The following is a 22215-nucleotide window of genomic DNA, read 5'->3' on the forward strand; positions in this document are numbered from 1 at the left end:
CAGGTTCCGGGCCAAGGTTCGGTGCGTAAATGGAAGCACAGGCGGCAATCGAGAAAAACCTGTCCGGCGCCGTCGCTGGAACATTGTTTCGATGCCCGCACGCTACCACCGGCGTGGTGGTGCTGGGTGGATCGAGTGGTAGCGTCGATGTCGGGCGCGCACGGCTCTTTGCAAACCAGGGTTTGTCGGCCCTTGCCCTGCAATGGTTCGGCGGTGAGGGCCAGGCTCCCGGAATATGCGAAATTCCCCTCGAAACCTTCTTTGCGGCAACCGACTATCTCATTGGAACGGGATGCCGCCGCATAGTCTATGTCGGCACATCCAAGGGTGCCGAGGCATCACTCCTTGCGGCCGTCCATGACCAGCGCATCAACGCTGTGGTCGCCATCAGCCCCTCATCGGTGGTTTGGGGAAATATCGGTGCGGGCCGGGATGGCGTCAGCTGGCCTGAGCGGTCCTCATGGTCGCTCGACGGTATCCCCCTGCCATTCGTGCCGACAGATCCGGATTGGGTACCCAAGCTCGTGGATGGTCTGGTGTCTTACAGCGGATTATTCGAACGCAGCTTGAAAACCTTCAAGCGGGAGGCGAATGCCGCGACCATCCCGGTGGAAAAGATATCGGCCGAGATTGTGCTTGTCGCGGGTGGCGACGATGCGCTGTGGCCCTCCCTATGGTTTGCGGAAGAGATTGTCCGGCGGCGCGGCAAAGCCGGCAAGATCACCCACCTCGTTTCATCGCCGGATGCGGGGCACCGAATTCTCTTACCGGGGGAGATCACGCCGCGCTCGGTGTCGCATGAGCATGGCGGCAGTGACGAGGCTGATTCGAGGCTGGGAACCAGGGCCTGGAAACACATCCTAGAGTTGCTGTAGCACGCGTTTCGCGGCGGCTGAAGAATGCTGGTCGTTCCAGAAGTCGAGCACCGTCGAGATTATTGCCTCTGGCGCGTCTTCCTGAACGAGATGTTTGGCATTTGGAACCGTGATGAACGGCGCACCGGGGATGCGGCGCGCGAGTTCTCGCCCGTCGTCGAGCGGAATCCACTCGTCGTCTTCACCCCACAGGATCGTCACAGGGCAACGTATCTCGCCATATCGCCACTCGACCTCTCGACTGTACTTGTCGTCCATCTGTGCGATCTGACGCCAAAAAGCCTTCTGTCCTTCGTCTCCAAGCCATGGCTGCAGATAGAGCTGCATTTCGTCCGCGCGCAATGCGTTCGCGACAGCGCCGCCGATATAGGCGCGAAGCATGGCTTCATGGATATAGGCCGGCAGACTGGCAAACGCTTTCTCGTTTTCTTTTGCCGCTTGAACCAAGGGCGATCCCTGAGGGCTGATCGCGACCGGATCGATCAGCACCAGTGAGCGATAATCGAGCCTGTTGAGAAGGTGGCCACGCAACGCGACGGAGCCGCCGAAGTCATGCGCCACAATGTCGGGCAGTTCCAGCTCCCAGTGAGCGTAGAGCGCCGCGAACAGCTGGTTTTGAATGCCGCGCGACACGTCCGCGTCGGGCTTGGCGGATTGCCCGTAGCCGAGCATGTCGAAATAGTAGATCCGGCGCCGTTGCCCGAGCCAAGCTGCAATCCGCCGCCATTCCACCGACGAGAACGGGGTGCCATGAAGCAAGACCGCCGGCGGGCCGTCGCCGATCGTTCCCCATGCGATCGGGTGACCCGAAAAAATAAAGCGTTCGGGCAGGGACCAGTTTTCGGCTGGCATGAGGGAACTCCTCGAGAAGGCAAAAATTTGGCTGCTTGACCTTGCTCGATCTCAATGGCCGGTCGGGTCGAAAGTTCCCAACCGCCCTTTCTCCAGCGCGTTTCCGGGCAATAAGCTCAAGTTTCGGAGTTGCACCGCACCTTTTCGTCTAACGGATCTCTACATCAGCGCAGCGCTGCCGCGATATTGCCGCCATCGACCGTCGTCACATCGGCGGTGGTGCGGTCGGCCAGCGCGTGATGCAGGAAGGCCTGCGCCACGTCCTGCGCCGTTACTTCCTGGCCGAGCAGATTGCCGGACATGTAGTCCTTCTCCGACACGCCGCGCGCGCCTGAGCGGCTGGTAATCATGGCGTCGGTCAGAAGCCCTGAGCGGATGCGGTCGGCGTTGACGGCGTTGGAGCGGATGCCATGCGCGCCATAGTCGAGCGCGTATTGCCGGGACAGGAACAGCGTCGCTGCTTTCGGCACGCCATAGGCGCCGAACTTCGGACCTGGATTGACCGCCTGCTTGGAGGTGTTGAACAAAAGCACGCCGCCTGTGCCCTGCTCGAGCATGATGCGCACGGCATTCTGCGCCACCGACTGATGGGCGAAGAAATTGAGTTCGAAACTCTTGCGCAGGAGTGCGTCATCGAGCTCACCGATGCGGCCTTCCCAGGCCGCGCCGGCATTGGAAACCATGATGTCGACACCGCCGAACACGGCGACGGCTCTGTCGAAGGCGGCACGCACCTGCGCCGGGTCGGTGATGTCGGCTGCGACGCCGATCGAGTTGTTGCCGGCCTTCTTCGCCGCGTCGGCAGCCTTTTCGGCGTCGAGATCGACGACGACGGCATGGGCGCCATTGTCGGCGAACAATTTGGCTGTCGCTGCGCCGATCGCGCCGGCGCCGCCGGTGATCAGCACCACCTGGCCAGTCAGTGGCTTCGGCTTGTTGGAGGCGAGCTTGGCCTGTTCCAGCGACCAGTATTCCAGCGGGAACAGATCGGCCTTGGAGAGCGGGTGGAAACGGCCGACCGCCTCGGCGCCGCGCACCGCCTCGATCCACATCTCGCCGACATCCGAGGCGATCTTCGCGTCCTTCAGCGTGCGGCCGTGGCCGAACATGCCGAGGCCGGGCACCAGCGTCAGCCGCGGCATCTGGTCGAGCATGGTGCGCTTGACGTCGTCGAGCGCATCATTGGTTTCGAAATAGGCGCGATAATCGTTGGCGAACGCGTCGACATGGCTCTTGATCACCGCCTTGTAGTCGCCGGCCTTGTCCGCATCGGGCGCCGGCAGCGCCATCGGCCCGGTCTTGATGCGGATCGACAGATCGGGTGTCGACACGCCGCGTCCGGCATAATCGGCAATCTCGGATGAATTGATGAAATCGACGATTGCCGGCGAAGTGCGGAAGTCAGAGATCATGCGGTCGAAGCGGCCTTCGCCGCGCGCTACCGCCACCGCTCCGCGCAGCATCGGCGCAATGGACGCCGGTGTCGCGAGCTTTGCCGGCAAGACTGCCTTTGCCGCCTTCGGCTTGCCGCTTGCGGCAATGAAGTCCTCGGCGACATTCACATAGTGGATCATCCGGTCGTAGGCCTGTTTGGCGTCGTCGCCGAAGGTGAAGATGCCGTGCTTGTCGAGGATCAACCCTTCGACATCAGGGTCGGCATCGAAGATGTCGGCCGCCGCCTTGGCGAGGTCGAAGCCGGGCATGATATAAGGCACGTAACCCATCTTGCTGCCGAAAACCGTCTTCACCAGCGGCTTGGAGTCCTCCTGGTCGACGATGGCGAGGATGGCGGTCGAGTGCGTGTGGTCGACGAATTTGTGCGGCAGGAAGGCATGCAGCAGCGTCTCGACCGACGGGTTGGGCGAGGACGGATCGATGAGGTTGACGCGTTGCAGGGCAACCATGTCCTCGTCGGCCAGCCTGTTCAGCGCGCGCGCCTTGAGCAGCGGCTTGAGCTTGACCGCCGGCAGGCCCTGCGGCTCGATGACGCCCATGTCCCAGCCGCTGCCCTTGACGCACAGCACGTCCCACTGGTCGCCGACGAGGTCGGTTGCCGTCGTCTTGCACGAGGTGTTGCCGCCGCCATGCAGGACCAGCCGTGGTTCGCCGCCGAGCAGCCGGGTCGTGTAGACGCGCAGCGCCAGGTCGCGGCCGACACCCTTTTTCGCGTAGTCGGCGACGAGTTTTTCGGCTGCTTCGTCATTCCACAAATTCTTCATGTTCGCTTCGTCCGGTTGCTGTCTTTGTTGGTGAAACAGGATTGCCGCGACGCTTTGATGACAATGCGCCGGCGACAGAGAGGGGATTTCCTAGGAGGCCTTTTCTATTGTGGCGGCCGCATGGTCCAGGAGCCGCTGCGCCATGTGCGCGCCGACCACCAGATGCGTGCAAAGGCCGCCGGCGATCGCCGCGAGCAGCGGTTCGAACTTGCTGTCCTCCTGCACCACCACCAACCGCCTGGCGATGGCGCGCAGCGAGGCAAGCTCGGCGGAGATCACCCGCCTATTATAACTGCAGTCGAGCACCTTGCCCTCGGCGTCTATGATCTGCCCGGCAATCACGCCTGCAGCGCCTTGGCTGCGCAGATCCGCCATTTCACTTGGCGTTAGCGCGCCGCATTTGACCAGATGGCTCTCGGCGTCGACCGCGCCGACCGAGTACAGCGCCAGATCGCATTCACTCACACCTGAGAGCTGTTCGCGGATCACCGGCTCGGCACGCAGCGCGCGCGCCAGCTCTTCCGTCGACAGCACCAGCGGCGCGTAGAAATTGAGCCCCTTGGCGTTGAGCCGCCGCGCGATTTCCATGGTGCATTGGTCGGGCCGATAGGAATAGGGCGCGCCGAGATTGCCGCAGAGCTGCACCACCGTGACATCCTGCAGATCGGCATAGGACATGACGTCGGCGATCATATAGACGGTGCGGCCCCAGGCTACGCCGATGCGGTCGCCCTTCTTGACCAGTTCGAGGAAGACGCTCGCCGCCAGCACGGCGATTTCCGTCGACGGGTCGGCAATATGATCATTCTCCGGTGCGATCCAGACGGCGTCGAGGCTCCACACATCCTCGAGCTTGCGCGCCAGCACGTCGTCGGTGAAAAGCTGGGTCGAAGTCGAGATGTTGACGATGCCGGTCTCGCGTGCCTTGCGCAGGTACATGGCGACTGAGGCACGGGAAATGTTAAGCTGGCTCGCCACCTGGTCCTGCCGCAGGCCATGGGCATAGTAGAGCCAGGCGGCCTTGTGGATGAGTTGTTCTGCCGGTCGGATCGCCATGCCGTCTCCTCGGCTGACATTATTCACGGCTCTCGACAAAAGTCAAACTGGGCAGAGGTATGCGATGCTCCCGCTTACGCCGAATCTGGTTCATCATTGCGCCGAATGCGCTCTGTCGTGGCATCGTTTGTGGTGACGCGGCCCGAGCCTGTGATTAGAACGTCTGAAAGAAAACCGCGGGGGAGCATGGAATGGGCAGTCCTTACGAACAGGATCTCGACAAGAACGCGGCCAACCATCAGCCGTTGACGCCGCTCACCTATCTGGAGCGCGCGGCCAAGACCTATCCCGACAATATCGCCATCATCCATGGCCGCCAGCGCATCGACTATCGCACCTTCTGGCAGCGGTCGCTGAAGCTTGCCTCGGCGCTCGACAGGCGCGGCATCGGCAAGGGCGACACCGTCACCGTCATGCTGTCAAACACGCCGCCGATGCTGGAGGCGCATTTCGGTGTGCCGATGACCAAGGCGGTGCTGCATTCGCTCAACACCCGCCTCGATGCCGCGGTCGTCGCCTTCCAGCTCGATCATGCCGAGACCAAGGTGCTGATCGTCGACCGCGAATTCTCCGGCGTCGTCAGACAGGCCCTGGAACTGGCCAAGGTCAAGCCGCTGGTCATCGACTATGACGATCCCGAATACGCCGCCGACGCGCCGTATCCGAAGGGTGAGCGCATCGGTTCGCTCGACTATGAGGACTTCATCGCCGGGGGCGACGCGGACTTCGCCTGGTCGATGCCCGACGATGAGTGGGACGCGATCTCGCTGAACTATACCTCCGGCACTACAGGCAATCCGAAGGGCGTCGTCTACCACCATCGCGGTGCTGCCCTGATGGCCTACACCAACACCATTCATGCCGGCATGGCCAAGCACGCCGTCTATCTCTGGACGCTGCCGATGTTCCACTGCAATGGCTGGTGCTTTCCGTGGACGCTCGCAGTCCAGGCCGGCACCCATGTCTGCCTGCGCTGGGTGCGGCCGAAGCCGGTCTACGATGCGATCGCCGATCAGGGCGTCACCCATCTGTGCGGCGCGCCGGTCGTCATGTCGGTGCTGATCAATGCCAGGGACGAGGACAAGCGCGCATTTCCGCAGATGGTCACTTTCAACACGGCCGCAGCACCCCCGCCGGAAGCGGTGCTATCCGGGATGGCGGATGCCGGATTTGCCGTCACCCATCTCTACGGCCTGACCGAGACCTATGGCCCGGCAGTGGTCAACGAATGGCACGGCGCCTGGGATGATCTCGAAAAGGGCGAGCGCAGCGCCAGGAAGGCGCGGCAGGGCGTGCGCTATGCAGCGCTCGAAGGCCTGACAGTCATGGACCCCGAGACGATGCGGACGACACCGGCCGATGGCGAGACCATCGGCGAGGTCATGTTCCGCGGCAACATCGTCATGAAGGGCTACCTGAAAAACCGCAAGGCGAGCGACGAAGCCTTCGCTGGCGGCTGGTTCCATTCCGGCGATCTCGGCGTCATGCACCCCGACGGCTACATCCAGCTCAAGGACCGCTCCAAGGACGTCATCATCTCCGGTGGCGAGAACATTTCCTCTATCGAGGTCGAGGACGCGCTCTACAAGCACCCGTCGGTTGCCTCTTGCGGCGTCGTCGCCAGGCCCGACGACAAATGGGGCGAGGTGCCTGTCGCCTATGTCGAGCTGAAGCCCGGCAAGATCGCGACCGAAGCCGAGATCATCGATCACTGCCGCGCGCTGCTTGCCCGGTTCAAGGTGCCGAAGGCGGTCATCTTCGCCGAAATCCCGAAGACCTCGACCGGCAAGATCCAGAAATTCCGGTTGCGCGAGATGGCAAAGGACCTGACTTCGTCATCCTAGGGTGGAGCAGTCGCGAAGCGACGTCGCGGAAACCCTAGGATCCATGCCGTGACCTCTCAGCCATGCTCCAACGTCGAGGATGACAGGGCGCGCTTACCAGCGTAACTTCTTGATCCGCCACACTCTTCAGCAGACGTCGCGGCATGGATCCTAGGGTCTGCGCCGCGTCGCTTCGCTCCTTGCTTCGCCCTAGGATGACGAATTCATCAGGGCCAGCCGCTAATAGCGATCGTCGATTCCACCTTCTCACTGTCACCATCTGTCACCATCTGTCACCATTCGTACGCGTACATCGAATCCGCGTTGACAGGCCGCTCTTTTCAATTTACGAGTGACGAAAATCGAAATTCGTCACTCGTAAATTGACAGAGGATCATGTCCGAAGCCGCCACCATAGTCGCCGAAGCCGCCCGACAGGAAAATGTAACGCGCATTCTCGATTGCGCCGAGCGCTTGTTCCGGCACTATGGCTACGGCAAGACCAATGTCGCCGACATCGCGCGTGAGCTCGGCATGTCGCCGGCCAACATCTATCGTTTCTTCGCCTCCAAGGTCGAAATCCACCAGGCCGTCTGCGGCCGGATGCTCGGTGCCAGCTACAAGATGGCCTACGAGATTTCGCGCCTGCCGATCAGCGCCGAGGAGCGGCTCCGGCGTTACGTGCATGCGCAATACAAGATGACGATGGAGGTCATGCTCGACGACCAAAAGGTCCACGAGATGGTCATCGTCGCCCTCGAACGGGATTGGGGTGTGATCGACAAGCATGTCGACAGCATTCACGACCTGTTTGCGGAAATCATTCGTGACGGCATCGAGGCCGGTGAGTTCAGAAAACAGGATCCGGTGATCGCGTCTCGCTGTTTCGGCGCCGCGACCGTCATCCTGTGTCATCCGCAGATGGTGGCGCAATGCCTTGCCAAGACCAACCGGGCAATGCCTGACGACCTCATCGATTATGCAATCAAGGCTTTGAAGTAGCTGCCGCCCGCCGGGCGCCGGTTCAACGATTCATCTCCATTTCGGGAGTACGCGCGTGTCTTCGTTCAGTTCAATCATCAGCAGGCTGCCGGCTGTGGGCCCGGTGCTGCTTGTCACCGCCACTCTCGGGCTTGCCGGCTGCAGCCAGGAAAAAGCCGAAGTCAAGGATATCATCCGTCCGGTCAAGGTTGTCGAGATCGCGAAGGTGCATGACACCCGCATGCTCTCCTATTCCGGGTCGGTGCGGGCCCGCACCGAGAGCGCTCTGGCGTTCCGCGTCAATGGCAAGATCACCGAGCGCCTCGTCGATATCGGCCAGCATGTGGCCTCGGGCGATGTGCTCGCCCGCATCGATCCCATTGACTACGACCTCTCGGTCAAGAGCGCGCAGGCAGCGCTCGATGCCGCCGAGCGGCAGGTCGAGACCGTGGAGCTTGCCCGCAAGCGTGCCGAGCAGCTTTTTGCCAAGAATTTTGCCCCGAAATCACAACTCGAACAGGCGACCTTGACCTATGACCAAGCGGTCGCCACGCGTGATTCCGCCCTTTCGACACTTGCTCAGGCGAAGAACCAGGTCGGTTATACCGATCTCAAGGCCGACAGGGATGGCATCGTCACCACGGTCAGCGCCGACGTCGGCCAGGTGGTCGGTTCCGGCACGCCGGTTGTTACTGTCGCTGTCGACGGCGAAAAGGAAGTGCTGATCGCCGTTCCCGAAATGGAAATCGCCGAATTCAAGCCGGGCAAGGCCGTCAAGGCGGGCTTCTGGTCCGACGATGCGCTGGCGCTCGATGGCAAGGTCCGCGAAGTCGCCGGCAGCGCCGATCCGCAGTCACGCACCTTTGCCGTCCGCGTCAGCCTGCCCAACGATCCGCGTGTGCTGCTCGGCATGACCGCCAGCATCGAAGCCTCGGCGGCCAATGAGCGGCAGCTGGTCTCGATCCCGCTGAGCGCACTGGCCGAGCAAGGCACGCAATCGATCGTCTGGACCGTCAATCGTGGCGCCGACACCGTTCATGCCCGTCCGATCAAGGTCGCCGAATTCGCCGCCGATGGGGTGCGTGTCGCAGAGGGTTTGAACCCCGGTGATGTCGTGGTCGCCGCCGGCACGCAATTCATGACCGAAAACCTGAAGGTGAAGCTCGCCGGTGAGACGGCGCTGCAATCGGCATCCGCGGCAGACGGCGACGCCAAGCAGGTGCGCTGACGACAGACAACCGGCTGCGCGTTCCCGCAGTCGCTGGTTTCCGGGCGGCAGGCGCCCGACCGAGACGCTCGATTGATGTAACCCCCACATCGATTTCGCGTCCCACCGCGATGAGCGTTTCTCCTCTCGGAGAGCCTTGCCGCCCGGAAGCCACTACGAACCCTCGATTTTGTTGCGCTAGATAGATGGACCAGCGTCGATGACCAATTCCACGGAAGAGAAGCGGCCCTTCAACCTGTCGCGCTGGGCAATCGGCCATCCCGCCGTTGCGCGGTTCCTGTTCGGCCTGATCATCATTTCCGGCGCGCTCGGCCTGATGCGTATGGGCCAGAAGGAAGATCCCGATTTCACCTTCCGGATCATGGTCGTCCAGGCGATCTGGCCGGGCTCCTCGATCAAGGAGATGGAAGACCAGGTCGTCAACAAGATCGAACGCAAGCTGCAGGAAACGCCGCATCTCGATTTCGTGCGCTCCTTCACCCGCGCCGGCAGCGCCATCATCACTGTGCAGATCAAGGGCGACACCAACACCGCCGAGGTGACGGACGCTTTCTACCAGGTGCGCAAGAAGGTCGGTGACATTGCCGGTGACTTGCCGCAAGGTCTGCTCGGCCCCTATTTCAACGACGAGTTCGGCGACACCTTCATCACGCTGCATTCGATCAGCGGCGATGGCTTCAGCTATCCCGAGCTGAAGAAGTTCGCCATCCAGGCGCGTGACATGCTTTTGACGACGCCCGGCGTCGAGAAGGCCGTCATCATCGGCGACCAGCCGGAAAAGCTCTATATCGACGTCTCGTCCAAGGCCCTGGCCGAACGCGGCCTGACGCTGACCGATCTGCAGAATGCGATCAAGGGACAGAACAATGTCGACCCGGCCGGCTCCGTCGATACCGGCACCAACTCGGTACGCATCTCCGTCGAGGGCGATGTCGGCAAGGTCGAGGATATCCGGAACCTGCGCCTGCGCGCCGGCGGACAGGTCACAAGGCTGGGCGACATCGCCACGGTGACCTCGGGGCTGGAAGATCCGTTCCAGCGCAAATACCGCTTCAACGGTCACGACAGCGTGCAGTTGGGCGTCGTCATGGCCAAGGGCTTCAAGGTTACCGACGTCGGCAAGGATGTCGAGGCCACCTACAAGCGCTTCGAAGAGGCGCTGCCCTACGGCGTTGCGGTCGACCAGATCTCCGACCAGCCCGGCGTCGTCACCGATGCGGTGGCCGAGTTCATGCATGCGCTTGGCGAAGCGCTGCTGATCGTGCTCGTCGTCTCGTTCCTGTCGATAGGCTGGCGTTCCGGCCTGGTCATCGCCATCGCCATCCCGCTGGTGCTGGCTGCGACCTTCGCCATCATGTACGAACTCGGCATCGACCTGCAGCGCATCTCGCTCGGCGCGCTGATCATCGCGCTCGGTCTTCTGGTCGACGACGCGATGATCGTCGTCGAGATGATGGAGCGCAAACTGGAGGAGGGGATGGTCAAGGTCGAGGCGGCGAGCTTCGCCTATGCCTCGACCGCCTTCCCGATGCTGACCGGCACGCTGATCACCACGGCCGGCTTCATTCCGGTCGGCTTCGCGGCCTCGACCGCCGGCGAATATGTCCGCACCCTGTTCTATGTCGTCGGCATCGCGCTGATCGTCTCCTGGTTCGTCGCGGTCTATTTCACGCCATGGCTCGGCAACATGATCCTCAAGCAGCGCAAGCATGCCGGCAGCCATCACGATGTCTTCGACACACGTTTCTACCGCCGGCTTCGTGCTACCGTCGGCTGGGCCGTGCGCCATCGCATCATCGTCCTGGTGATGACGCTGGTCACCTTCGGCACCAGCCTGTGGGCTTTCCAGTTCATTCCGCAGAACTTCTTCCCGCAATCGTCGCGGCCGGAAATCCTTGTCGACCTTTGGCTGCCGGAAGGCACCAGCATCAAGGAAGTCGAGGCGCAGGCCAAGGCGCTCGAAACCAAGATGATGGACGACAAGGACAAGCGTTTCATCGCCACCTATATCGGCGAAGGCGCGCCGCGCTTCTTCCTGCCGCTCGACCAGCAGCTGAGCAACCCCAACTTCGCCCAGCTGCTCGTCATGGCTAATGACGAACCGGCCCGCGAACGGCTGATCGTCAAGTTGCGCACCGTCCTGGCGCAAGACTTCCCATCCATCCGTGCCAAAGTCGATCGTCTGTTCCTCGGCCCGCCGACCGGCTGGCCGGTGCAGATGCGCGTCATGGGGCCGGATCGCCAGGAGGTGCGCCGCATCGCCGACCAGGTGAAGGCGAAGTTCCGCGAGGATCCGCTGCTTGGCGCCGTGCATGATGACTGGCTGGAGCCGGTTCCGGCGATGAAGCTGGTCATCGACCAGGATCGTGCCCGCGCACTCGGCGTCACCTCGCAGCGCATCCGCCAGATGCTGCAGGCGGCGATGTCCGGCGCGCCGCTCGACGACTTCCGCGACGGCGAGGAGACGGTGTCCATCGTCGCCCGCGAGCCGGATGCCAGCCGCAGCCTGCTGTCCTCGGTCGACTCGGTCTATATCCCGACCGACTTCGGTGGCTTCGTGCCGCTGTCGCAGGTTGCCAAGGTGGTGCCGGTGCTGGAGCAAGGCATCGAGTGGCGCCGCGACCGTCTGCCGACCATCAGTGTGCGGGCAACGCTGCCCGACGGCGTGCAGTCCAATGACGTCGTCACCAAACTGTACAAGGATATGCAGGGCCTGCGTGACGGATTGGCGCCCGGCTACAAGGTCGAGATCCAGGGCGGTGCGGAGGATTCGGCGGAAAGCCAAGCTTCGATCGCCGCCAAGGCGCCGATCATGCTGGCCGTCATCGTCGTGCTTTTGATGATCCAGCTGCAGAACTTCGGCAAGGCGATGCTGGTGCTGGCGACCGGTCCGCTTGGCATTATCGGTGCTGCCGCGGCACTCTTGATCAGCGGCGCGCCGTTCGGCTTCGTCGCCATTCTCGGCGTCATCGCGCTGCTCGGCATCATTATGCGCAACTCGATCATCCTGGTCGACCAGATCGACCAGGACATCGCCGCGGGCATGGACCGCTACGAGGCGATCATCGGTTCGGCCGTTCGCCGTTTCCGGCCGATCACGCTGACGGCGCTGACGGCGGTGCTGGCGCTGATCCCGATCTCGCGCGGCGTCTTCTGGGGTCCGCTCGCCTACGCCATGATGGGCGGCATCCTGGTTGCCACGGTGCTGACCATCCTGGTCCTGCCGGCCGGTTACGCCCTGTTCTTCGGCCGGGAGCCGAAGAAGCGCGGCGCGGAGGGACGGACGGACGATCTGGAACTGAGTCAGGAAGCCGAAAAGCCGCAACTGGCGCTGGCCGCCGAATAGATCGATCACGCAGTCGAAATTTATGGGGCGCGCCTACGCGCGCCCGATCCTTTTCACTTTTACGAGATCAGATGACGAAGAACCAGTTGGCGAGCAGCATCACCACCACGCCGGCGACCAGGGTCAGATAGGGCAGTATGCCCGCCTTTTTGACCGAGAGGTCGGCCCCCGTCATGCCGAGATCGGCCAGCATATGGTCGGGGAATTTGCCCTTGTCCTGGATATAGTGGCGGAAGCAGAACACCGGGATGATCAGGGCCGCCGTGATCAGGCCGGCCCACAGCGCCATCGGGTTCCACACCTTGGCGCCCGCGCCCATGAAGATCATGTTGACATAGGCGAAGATCGCGCCGACGCCGAGCAACCAGCTCGGCGCCTTCCAAGGCCGGGCGATATGGCCGTTGTCGATGCGGTGGATCCAGCCGGCGTTGAGGTTGAGGAAGTTGAAGATGATATAGCCGCAGTTCGACACGGCGAGGATGAAGAAGAAGCTCGTCGCGTCGGCAGAGGCGATGGCCAGCACGATCAGGTTGAAGACGAGATCGGTCCACATTGCCCGCGTCGGCGCGCCATGTTCGTTGACGTGGCTGAGATAGCGCGGCAGCCAGCCATCGACCGAGCCCTGGTAGAGCGTGCGCGAAGAGCCGGCCATGGCGGTCATGATGCACAGAACCAGAGCCAGGATCATCAGCATCACCAAGAGGCTGTGGATCAGTGCGCCGCCGCCGACCATGCCGGCCAGCGCGTCGGCGACACCGGAGCCGTCGACGATCGGTGTCGCCAGCATGCCGTTGAGGCCAAGCACGCCCTGGAAGGTGAACGGCACCAGGATGAACAGCAGCATGCACAAAAGGCCGGAATAGAAGATCGCCTTGAACGTGTCGGTGCCCGGGTTCTTGAACTCCGAGGTGTAGCAGACGGCGGTCTCGAAACCGTAGGTCGACCAGGCGGCGATGAACATGCCGCCAAGCACCAGCGTCCAGCCGGCAATGTTCCAGGCGCCGGGTTCGGGCGCATAGGCGGCCGCCAGCGGCACCAGCGGCGAAAAATTCGCCCAGTTGATCTGGCCGGTGACGATCGGCACCACGCCGACGATCAGCATCGGGATGATGACCAGCAGGCCGATATATTTCTGCACGTTGGCAGTGCCGAGGATGCCGCGATGCTGGATGGCGAAGATGATCAGCATCAGCACCGCACCGATGAAGAAGGTCGCGTTGAGGGTGAACGAGACCGGCCCCAGCGTGTGGCTGTAGAGCGTCCAGTTGCGGATCACCGGCGTTGCCGCGGCGGTCACCGCCGTGATGGCGTCGGCGGCACTCGTCCCGGCATGCGCGGCGATATAGGCGACGACTTCGGGCGAGGCATCGGTGAACAGCGGCACCGGCGCCAACGCGTTGAGGATATAGGCGGCGGCGATCGAGCAGCCGAGCGATAGCACCGGCGACCAGGCGAACCAGTTGCACCACACCGACAGCGGCGCGATGAACTTGGAATAGCGCAGCCATGCGGTGGCGCCGTAGATCGACGCGCCGCCCGACTTGTTCGGAAACAGGCCGGCGATTTCGGCATAGGTGAAGGATTGCAGGAAGCCCATGATCATGGAGAAGATCCAGATCGCGAAGGCCAGCGTGCCGGTCGTGCCGGCAATGCCGCCGATCGAGAACAGGACGAGGGCAGGCACACCGCTCGCCACCCAGAAGGCGCCGCGCCAGTCGATATTTCGGTGCAACTTGCCTTCGGCAAGCGGCTCCAGGACAGTCACTATCGTGCTCATATGTCTTTGTTCCCCATTTTGATGTTCCCCGTTCGTGACCGCCGCGGCTTAGCGAGGCTTCACCATCGACGCATGCATTGATCGACTGCCGGTGTTTCCACTCAGTCGTATTTTTTTCTTAACAGTGAAGATTGATCCGGCGCGCTTTCACGTCAAGCGAATTGTCGCGCCGTGCACATCACGCTTGCGAAACATGTCAACTTCACACTGGCGGGCAGGATTGTTCGGAAAAGGACCAGGGGTCTGGAAACGAAAAACCCGCCGGAGGCGGGTCGCGGCGCAAATCAGCACCATGGACGAATATGTAGCATAGCTGCCCTCAGCGGGTCAAGAAAAAATTCCTATCACCGACTGCCAGCACGGCCTCACCGTCTTGGAAGGCCGTCAGGAGCGTGGTTTGGTCTTTTGCGGATCGTAGTGGGCGAAGGCGACGACGCGCGCCGGCAGCCGCTTGGCATGGCCGTCGAGCTTGCCGATCTCGACCTCGGTACCGACAGCTGAATGGGTGACGTCGAGCCTGGCCAGCGCGATGGTCTTGTTCAGCATCGGAGAACGCATGCCCGACGTGACCACGCCGATCTGGGCGCGGCCGACATGCACGCAATCGCCATGGCCGACGTCGACATTGGCCTCGATGTCGAGGCCGACCAGCTTCGTCTGCGGGTGCTCCTTGCGGCGGATCAGCGCTTCGCGGCCGATGAAATCGTCGGTCTTGCTCTTCAGCGGCACGGTGAAGCCGATGCCGGCCTCGAACGGGTCGGTCTGGTCGGAGAATTCGTAGCCGGCGAAGATCAGCCCGGCCTCGATGCGCACCATGTCCAGCGCCTGCAGCCCCATCGGCTTCAGTCCATGCGGCTGGCCGGCTTCCCAGATGGCGTCGAACACTTTTTCGGCGTCGCGCGGATGGCACCAGATCTCGTAGCCGAGCTCGCCGGTATAGCCGGTGCGCGAGACCACGACCGGAATCCCGTTGCCGCCACCAATGCGGGCGACGGCGAAGCGGAACCATTCGAGCTCGTTGATCGACGGCTGCAATGGCGAAGTCCAGATCACTTCTCGCAGGATCTCGCGGCTCTTCGGACCCTGCACGGCGACATTGTGCATCTGGTCGGTGGAGGAGCGCACCAGCACGTTGAGGCCGAGTTTCGTCGCCGTCTCGCGCAGCCATTCGCCGGACAGATCGTCGCCGCCGACCCAGCGGAAATTGTCCTTGCCGAGCCGCAGCAGGGTGCCGTCGTCGACCATGCCGCCATGCTCGTAGCACATGGCCGAGTAGACCACCTGGCCGACGCCAAGCTTCTTGACGTCGCGGGTCAGCGTGTATTGCAGCAGCGCCTCGGAATCCGGGCCGGTGACCTCGAACTTGCGCAGCGGCGACAGGTCCATGATCACCGCGTCCTGCCGGCAGGCCCAGTATTCGGCGATCGGTCCGTCCTTGGCGAAGGAATTGGCGAGCCAATAGCCCCTGTACTCCTGAAAGTTGCGGGTGTGCTTGGCAAAGCTCGAATGAAAAGCTGTCTCGCGGGTCATTTTCGGTTCCGAATCGGGCGTCATGCGTCTGGCGATCGCTCGCGAGAATTTGTGCTGGCCGGAATAGGTCCGCACATGGATGTCGGTCGGGTTCCAGCCATTGGCCGGCGTCGTGTCGTCGGGGCAGGCGGAGGAAACGCAGACGATGTCGGTGAGCGCCCGCAGCAGCACGTAGTCGCCCGCCCGCGACCACGGCTCGTCGGACACCATGACGCCATGCGCGTCGATCGCGGTGTTGAAGAAGAAGTTGATCGCCATCCAGCCGGCGCGGGGCGTGACGCCTTTGTCCAACAACGCGCGATTAAAGTTCTCAGAGCAGTTGGTGTGGCCGGGATAGCCGATGTCGTCGTAATATTTGGCGGCGCAGGCGAGCGCGAAGGCGTCGTGCCGACCGCATGTGTCCTGCACCACCTCGACCAGCGGCTCCATGTCCTGGTCATAGTATTTGGAATGCAGGCCGGGCATCGGGTAGCTCGCACCCATCAGCGTGCGCGTTGTCGTCACGTCGAGCGGATGATCCAGTCCCCTGTCCAGCTTGCGCGTCGAAAAGCACTGGAAGTCGGTGCACTGGCGGCCGTCGACATCGATGATCTGCAGATAGTCACCGGCCTTGACGAAATAGGCCTCCGCCGTCGCCGAATGGACACGCAAATCGAGCACCGGGTCGGCCAGCGGGTCCGCCAACTGCGATTTCGCCGCCGGGCGGATCGTGGCGCGGCGAACGATGGCGGTCAGCGGCGTCGCCGTGTCGTGACCGTCGACCAGCATCGGCCCGCCGGGGGCCGCAATCAGCATTGAGCCGTCACGCGTGACCGTGAATGTTTGTTCTGTACCGGCAGGCGTAGTGGCGCCGAACACCCGCACCGCCTTGGCATGGTCAAGCTGCACCTGCCGGCGCGCGAGCCCGCCCCGCAGCGAGGCGAGACTGTCGTCACCCTCCATGAGCAGTGCCTTGATGCCGGCGGCATTGCTGTTCGATGTTTCACCAAAAATGCCGGAATCGGTCGCGCCGGTCCTGTCCCAGGCCAGCAACTCACAGGCCTGGCCGCCTTCGACATTGCGCACGGTGACCGTGTCGCCGGCCTCGATGTCGATCAGCACCGCGCCATTGCCCTGGATCGTATAACGCTCCATGCCCGGCGGCAGCGCGATCTGGCCGGGCCTCAGGATGAGGCTTGGCCGGGGCGGTCCGGCAGCAATTGCGGGGTAGGGCGACTGGCTCATTTCAGCCTTGCGGTTCGAGAAACAAGTTTGCCTGTGTGTGAAATTATTTTAGCGGTAAGAATAGCAGTGCGCGTGCGTTTGGCAAGGCGAAGCGCACTTCTTCCCTTCTCCCCCAAGGGAGAAGGTGGGGCGCGCGCAAACGCTATTCGAAATCCTCGGAATGGCTGACCGTAACGCCGTACTCCGCAGCCGAGTCGAGCATCGTATGCCAAAGGCTTTCGGCAAAGGTCGCGAACACCAGGAGGTTGAACACCGCCAGGCCATCCGGCCGATCATTCCCGCGCCAGAGCGTGACGCTGGTGTGGTCCATCGACGTCGCAGCAGCGGCACCAATCGGAAACGAGGCGGCATGCAGGTCGATCGACGACAGCTTGGCGAGCATGGCGCGCGCCTGGATTCCGGAAACGCTGATCAACGCGCGTGCATGCGACTGGTCCGATAGCGAAGCGGGACCGGTGAATGCCGGCGCCAGCGTCCACATCGTGTGCTTGCCACTTTTCGACAGGATCAAGAACTGATCCGGCCCCGACCAGATCAGCGTGGCATCCGGAGTTTGTACCGCCTTCGGCGCATCCGGTGCCGCGATGCCGAAGCGGGTCCTAGTCGCCTTTGCCAGTTCGGCTCCTTTGCCGCGCCGCGCCATCACCTGGATCGGATCAAAATTGCGAACCTCGGTCAGCGAGACGCCAGCCTCGATACCGCGTGCACCATGCGCACCGGTGACAAGCGCTTTTTCAAGCGGACTGCGGGGAGTCCAGGAAAAATCAACCACGCTGACGCCCTCCATCCGGATCGTAGAAGACGGGATTGCAGAGTTCGACATCGTAGTCTTCGCCGCGCAATGGATCATGCGCGTGGACGATCTCGCCGATGCGCTCGCGGCCGCGTTCGACAAGCGCGAGCCCGATCCACTGATCCAACGTCGGCGAGAAGCAGACCGAGGTGACATAGCCCTGGTCGTTGCCGGGGCCGGGCGTCTGACCCTTCGGGATGATGTGCGCGCCAGAGCGCAAGCGGCGGCCCTTGTCGGTCGGCTTGATGCCGACCACGACCTGGCGATCCGGGGCGATCAGTGCCTCGCGTCCGGCCATCACGCGGCCGATGAAATCCTTCTTGGTCGACATCATTTTGCCGAGGCCAAGATCGGCGGCTGTCGTCGTGCCGCTCAGTTCCGGTCCGGCGACGTGACCCTTTTCAACGCGCATGACACCGAGCGCCTCGGTGCCGTAAGGCGTCACGCCGAATGGCGCTCCGGCCAGCATCAAATTGCGCGCCATGGCATCGCCAAAGCGCGCCGGCACCGAAATCTCGAAAGCCATCTCGCCTGAGAACGAGATGCGGAACAGCCTTGCCCTCAGGCCCCCGCGAAGTGCTACTTCGCGCGCGCCCATGAATGGAAAGCCTTCGTTGGAAAGGTCCTCGGTCGGATCGACGATTTCCCTCAGCAGGTCGCGTGTCTTCGGCCCGGCGATCGAGAATTGCGCCCACTGGTCGGAGACGGAAGTGAGCTGCACGTCGAGCTCCGGGAACAGCACCTGGCGGCAGAATTCGAGATGCTGCATCACCAGCCCGGCCTTGGCCGTGGTGGTGGTCAGGAAATAATGGTCCTCGGCCAGCCGCGATGTCGTGCCATCGTCATAGACGATGCCGTCCTCGCGCAGCATCAGCCCATAGCGCGCCTTGCCAACTGCGAGGCTGGAGAAGGTGTTGATGTAGACGCGATCCAGGAAGGCGCCGGCATCGGGGCCGTGCACGTCGATCTTGCCGAGCGTCGAGACATCGCAGAAGCCGACGCCACCGCGCACCGCCTTGACCTCGCGGGTCACCGATTCCAGCCAGTCCTTCTCGCCGGCGCGCGGGTACCATTGCGCGCGTTTCCACAGGCCGGTGTTGACGAAGACAGCACCTTGTTCCACGGCCCAGTGGTGCGACGGCGTCAGCCGCGTCGCATGGAACGTCTCGTCGCGGTGATGGCCGGCGAAGGCGCCGATGGCGACCGGCACGTAAGGCGGCCGGTAGATCGTCGTGCCGGTCTCGGGGATCGAACGGCCGCTGACCGCGGCCATGATGGCAAGGCCGGCGACATTCGAGGTCTTGCCCTGGTCGGTGGCCATGCCGAGCGTCGTGTAGCGCTTCAGGTGTTCGACGGATTCAAAGCCTTCGCGTTGCGCCAGTTCGATGTCAGAGGCGGTGACGTCGTGCTGGTAATCGACAAAAGCCTTGCCCTTGCCGGCGACGTGCCAGAGCGGCGTCAGCGAGAATGCCTCGTCGTCGGCGGAAGGCGCGGTACCCACTGTGCCGCCATGTCCCGTGTCACGCGCCGCTGCCGCGCCGGCGGCAAATCCCTGGCTCAGGCAGGCGCCGAGGCCGAAATCGCCATTGGCGGCGCCGGCGGCGACCATGCCGGGAGGCGCGCCGTCGGGCACGAAGGCGGAGATGTCGTCACGCCACGCTGGCCGACCGCGATGGAAGGAGGTCAGCCCGACCGCCGGGTTCCAGCCGCCGGAAACGGCGAGCCCGTCCGCTTCGACCTCGGCGCGCGCGCCGCCGGTGAGCGACACCGCGATTTTCCTGACGCCATCCTTGCCGCCATCGACGCCACTGACGGAACCATGCAGCACCGGGAAGCCGCCCTTGGAGGCCAGCGAACGATGCGCCGGCGACACTTCGGACCGTGCATCGATGACCGCCGCGATCTGTAGGCCGGCACCGAGTGCAGTCTCGACCGTGCGCCAGCCATCCTCATTGTTGGTGAACAGCGCGATGCGTTTGGCCGGTGTCGCCGCATAGCGCGCGACATAGGTGCGCATGGCGGACGCCATCATCACACCGGGCGTGTCGTTGCCGGCAAACACGATCGGCCGTTCGATGGCGCCGGCCGCGACAACGCAACGCTTGGCCACGATCCGCCACAGCCGCTGGCGCACCTGATGCTGAGGCGGCGAGGGCAGGTGGTCGTTGACCCGCTCGATCGCGCCATAGGTACCGCCATCGTAGACGCCGAATAGTGCCGTGCGGGTCATGATGCGGACGTCCGGCATATCAGCCAGTTCAGTCAGCGTCCGCGACAGCCATTCGGCTGCCGGCACACCATCGATCGTGCCGCCATCCGACAGCAGGCGGCCGCCGGGGACAAAATCCTCTTCGCACAGGATGACGCGGGCACCAGCGCGGCCGGCTGCCAATGCCGCGGCCAGACCGGCCGGGCCGGAGCCGGCGATCAGCACATCGCAATGCGCCCATGCCTTGTCGTAGTGGTCCGGATCGGCGACGCCTGCGGCGCGGCCAAGGCCGGCGGCGCGACGGATCGCCGGCTCGTAGATCGCTTCCCAGAATTTCGCCGGCCACATGAAGGTCTTGTAGTAGAAGCCGGCAACGAAGATCGGCGCGAACAGCTGGTTCACCGACATCACATCGTGGCGCAGCGATGGCCAGCGGTTCTGGCTGGCGGCTTCCAGCCCTTCATAGAGTTCGGCTGTCGTCGCCTTGGTGTTCGGCTCGCGCCGTGCGCCGGTGCGCAGCTCGACCAGCGCGTTGGGTTCTTCCGAACCGGCGGTGAGAATGCCGCGCGGGCGATGGTATTTGAACGAGCGGCCGACCAGCTTGACGCCATTGGCGATCAGCGCCGAGGCGAGCGTATCGCCCTGGAAGGCGGAGAAAGCCTTGCCGTCGAAACGGAAGTTCAGCGGCGCCGAGCGGTCGATGAGACCGCGATTGCCGAGCCGGTGTGTCTGCGCGCCGGCCATCACGCACCGACTTTCGCGGCGCCGGCACCCGCCGCCGGTTCGACCGACGAAATCTCGTGCGTCAGCGAGTTGCGGGTGACTTTCAGCCAGGCCCGGCAGCCGCCGCCATGGTACCAGTGTTCGCTGGTCTGTCCGGCGACATTGTCGCGCAGATAGACATAGTCGAAGACCTCGTCTTCCGAGGCGCCGGCTTCGGGCCGCACAGGCTTGGCGTCGCCGAGATAGGTGAACTCGCCGAGTTCGCGTTCGCCGCAGAAGGGACAGACAATGCGCATGCTCTTCTAGACCGCCTTCAATGCAGGTTCGGTTGGGCGCCCTGGCCCTTTTCGTCGATCACGGCGCCAGTCCGGAACCGGTAGAGGCGGAACCGCGCGGCTTCTTCGTGCGATTCATCGCGGGCCAGAAGGTGGGCAAAGACAAAGCCGGAGCCTGGTGTCGCCTTGAAGCCGCCATAACACCAGCCGGCGTTGATATAGAGCCCGTCGACTGGCGTCTTGTCGATGATCGGCGAACCGTCCATCGACATGTCCATAATGCCGCCCCACTGGCGCAGCAGACGCACGCGGCCGATCATCGGCATCAGCGCCATGCCGCCCTCGCAGACGTCCTCCATGACAGGCATGTTGCCGCGCTGGGCATAGGAATTGTAGCCGTCTATGTCGCCGCCGAACACCAGCCCGCCCTTGTCGGACTGGCTGACGTAGAAATGGCCGGCGCCGAAGGTCATGACACCAGGGATGAGCGGCTTGATCGCCTCGGAGACGAAGGCCTGCAGCACATGGCTTTCGATCGGCAGGCGCAGGCCGGCCATCGCCGCGACGCGCGATGAACTTCCGGCAACAGCCATACCGACCTTGCCGGCGCCGATCTTGCCGCGCGACGTCTCGACGCCGGTCACCTTGCCATTGGCGTCCCTGACGAAGCCGGTGACTTCGCAATTCTGGATGATGTCGACGCCGAGTTCGCTCGCCGCATGCGCATAGCCCCAGACAACAGCATCGTGCCGCGCCGTGCCGCCGCGTCGCTGCAACAGCCCGCCTTGCACGGGAAAGCGCGCATTGTCGAAGTTCAGGAACGGTATCATCTTCTTGACGGCAGCGAGGTCGAGCAGTTCGGCGTCGATGCCGTTGATGCGCATGGTGTTGCCGCGCCGCGCATAAGCGTCGCGTTGCGCGTCGGAGTGGTAGAGGTTGATGACGCCGCGCTGGCTGACCATTGCATTGTAGTTGAGGTCCTGCTCCATCCGCTCCCACAGCTTCATCGACAATTCGTAAAAGCCGGTATTGCCTGGCAGGCCGTAATTGGAGCGGATGATGGTGGTGTTGCGGCCGGCATTGCCGGAGCCGATCCAGCCTTTTTCGAGCACGGCAACATTCTTGATGCCGTACTCGCTGGCGAGAAACCAGGCGGTGGCAAGGCCATGGCCGCCACCGCCGATGATCACCACATCGTAGCGATCCTTCGGCGTGGCGTCACGCCAGGTGCGTTGCCAGTTCTTGTGGCCGGAGAGGGCAGCACGGGCGAGCGAGAAGATCGAATATTTCATCAGTTCATTCCG

Annotated in this window: 14 protein-coding genes; 5 read left to right on the forward strand and 9 right to left on the reverse strand. The window is 63.2% G+C overall.

All coding sequences use genetic code 11. The annotated features are described in order from the left end of the window. Nucleotides 1-29 precede the first annotated feature (29 nt). Complete coding sequence (locus tag NKJ04_RS06690; RefSeq protein WP_352674039.1) at nucleotides 30-875, forward strand: acyl-CoA thioester hydrolase/BAAT C-terminal domain-containing protein; 846 nt, start codon at nucleotides 30-32, stop codon at nucleotides 873-875. Here the strand turns inward: NKJ04_RS06690 and NKJ04_RS06695 are convergent. The 3 genes from NKJ04_RS06695 to NKJ04_RS06705 all read right to left on the reverse strand — a co-directional run bounded on the left by NKJ04_RS06695 (nucleotide 861) and on the right by NKJ04_RS06705 (nucleotide 5002). After that, nucleotides 861-1727, reverse strand: a complete 867-nt coding sequence (locus tag NKJ04_RS06695) for an alpha/beta fold hydrolase (RefSeq protein ID WP_128302420.1) — start codon at nucleotides 1725-1727, stop codon at nucleotides 861-863. The two genes, NKJ04_RS06690 and NKJ04_RS06695, sit on opposite strands and share 15 nt — an antisense overlap. A 164-nt stretch (nucleotides 1728-1891) precedes the next feature. Next, nucleotides 1892-3946, reverse strand: coding sequence for a bifunctional aldolase/short-chain dehydrogenase (locus tag NKJ04_RS06700; RefSeq protein WP_352674040.1), 2055 nt, complete (start codon nucleotides 3944-3946; stop codon nucleotides 1892-1894). A gap of 90 nt (nucleotides 3947-4036) precedes the next feature. Beyond that, nucleotides 4037-5002, reverse strand: a complete 966-nt coding sequence (locus NKJ04_RS06705; protein ID WP_352674042.1) for a sugar-binding transcriptional regulator — start codon at nucleotides 5000-5002, stop codon at nucleotides 4037-4039. 191 nt (nucleotides 5003-5193) lie between these two features. Between NKJ04_RS06705 and NKJ04_RS06710 the strand changes: the two genes are divergently transcribed. From NKJ04_RS06710 to NKJ04_RS06725, 4 genes are all read left to right on the forward strand, one after another. Then, nucleotides 5194-6846 (forward strand): acyl-CoA synthetase, encoded by a 1653-nt coding sequence (locus NKJ04_RS06710; RefSeq protein WP_352674043.1) that lies wholly within the window; start codon nucleotides 5194-5196, stop codon nucleotides 6844-6846. A 375-nt stretch (nucleotides 6847-7221) separates the two neighbouring features. Beyond that, nucleotides 7222-7827, forward strand: coding sequence for a TetR/AcrR family transcriptional regulator (locus NKJ04_RS06715; RefSeq protein ID WP_023808749.1), 606 nt, complete (start codon nucleotides 7222-7224; stop codon nucleotides 7825-7827). Between the two features lie 55 nt (nucleotides 7828-7882). Next, nucleotides 7883-9034: an efflux RND transporter periplasmic adaptor subunit gene (locus NKJ04_RS06720; RefSeq protein WP_023808748.1), complete on the forward strand. Its 1152-nt coding sequence runs from the start codon at nucleotides 7883-7885 to the stop codon at nucleotides 9032-9034. A gap of 199 nt (nucleotides 9035-9233) precedes the next feature. Then, nucleotides 9234-12380: an efflux RND transporter permease subunit gene (locus NKJ04_RS06725; RefSeq protein ID WP_352674044.1), complete on the forward strand. Its 3147-nt coding sequence runs from the start codon at nucleotides 9234-9236 to the stop codon at nucleotides 12378-12380. Between the two features lie 67 nt (nucleotides 12381-12447). Here the strand turns inward: NKJ04_RS06725 and NKJ04_RS06730 are convergent, their stop codons facing one another. The 6 genes from NKJ04_RS06730 to NKJ04_RS06755 form a co-directional block, all read right to left on the reverse strand. Then, nucleotides 12448-14157 (reverse strand): trimethylamine N-oxide permease, encoded by a 1710-nt coding sequence (locus NKJ04_RS06730; RefSeq protein ID WP_023808746.1) that lies wholly within the window; start codon nucleotides 14155-14157, stop codon nucleotides 12448-12450. Between the two features lie 384 nt (nucleotides 14158-14541). Beyond that, nucleotides 14542-16911 (reverse strand): trimethylamine N-oxide demethylase, encoded by a 2370-nt coding sequence (locus NKJ04_RS06735; RefSeq protein WP_352674045.1) that lies wholly within the window; start codon nucleotides 16909-16911, stop codon nucleotides 14542-14544. Between the two features lie 142 nt (nucleotides 16912-17053). Next, entirely contained in the window at nucleotides 17054-17683 is a 630-nt protein-coding gene (locus tag NKJ04_RS06740; RefSeq protein ID WP_023808744.1) for a sarcosine oxidase subunit gamma, read from the reverse strand. After that, a complete protein-coding gene (locus tag NKJ04_RS06745) occupies nucleotides 17676-20657 on the reverse strand; it encodes a sarcosine oxidase subunit alpha (protein ID WP_352674046.1) in 2982 nt (993 codons plus the stop codon). Before NKJ04_RS06745 ends, NKJ04_RS06740 begins: the two co-directional genes overlap by 8 nt. Beyond that, nucleotides 20657-20932, reverse strand: coding sequence for a sarcosine oxidase subunit delta (locus NKJ04_RS06750; protein ID WP_128302428.1), 276 nt, complete (start codon nucleotides 20930-20932; stop codon nucleotides 20657-20659). Before NKJ04_RS06750 ends, NKJ04_RS06745 begins: the two co-directional genes overlap by 1 nt. A 17-nt stretch (nucleotides 20933-20949) precedes the next feature. After that, nucleotides 20950-22203: a sarcosine oxidase subunit beta family protein gene (locus NKJ04_RS06755; protein WP_352674048.1), complete on the reverse strand. Its 1254-nt coding sequence runs from the start codon at nucleotides 22201-22203 to the stop codon at nucleotides 20950-20952. Between the last annotated feature and the right edge of the window lie 12 nt (nucleotides 22204-22215).

Source organism: Mesorhizobium sp. M0618 (assembly GCF_040320765.1).
In the GTDB taxonomy this organism is placed as follows: domain Bacteria; phylum Pseudomonadota; class Alphaproteobacteria; order Rhizobiales; family Rhizobiaceae; genus Mesorhizobium.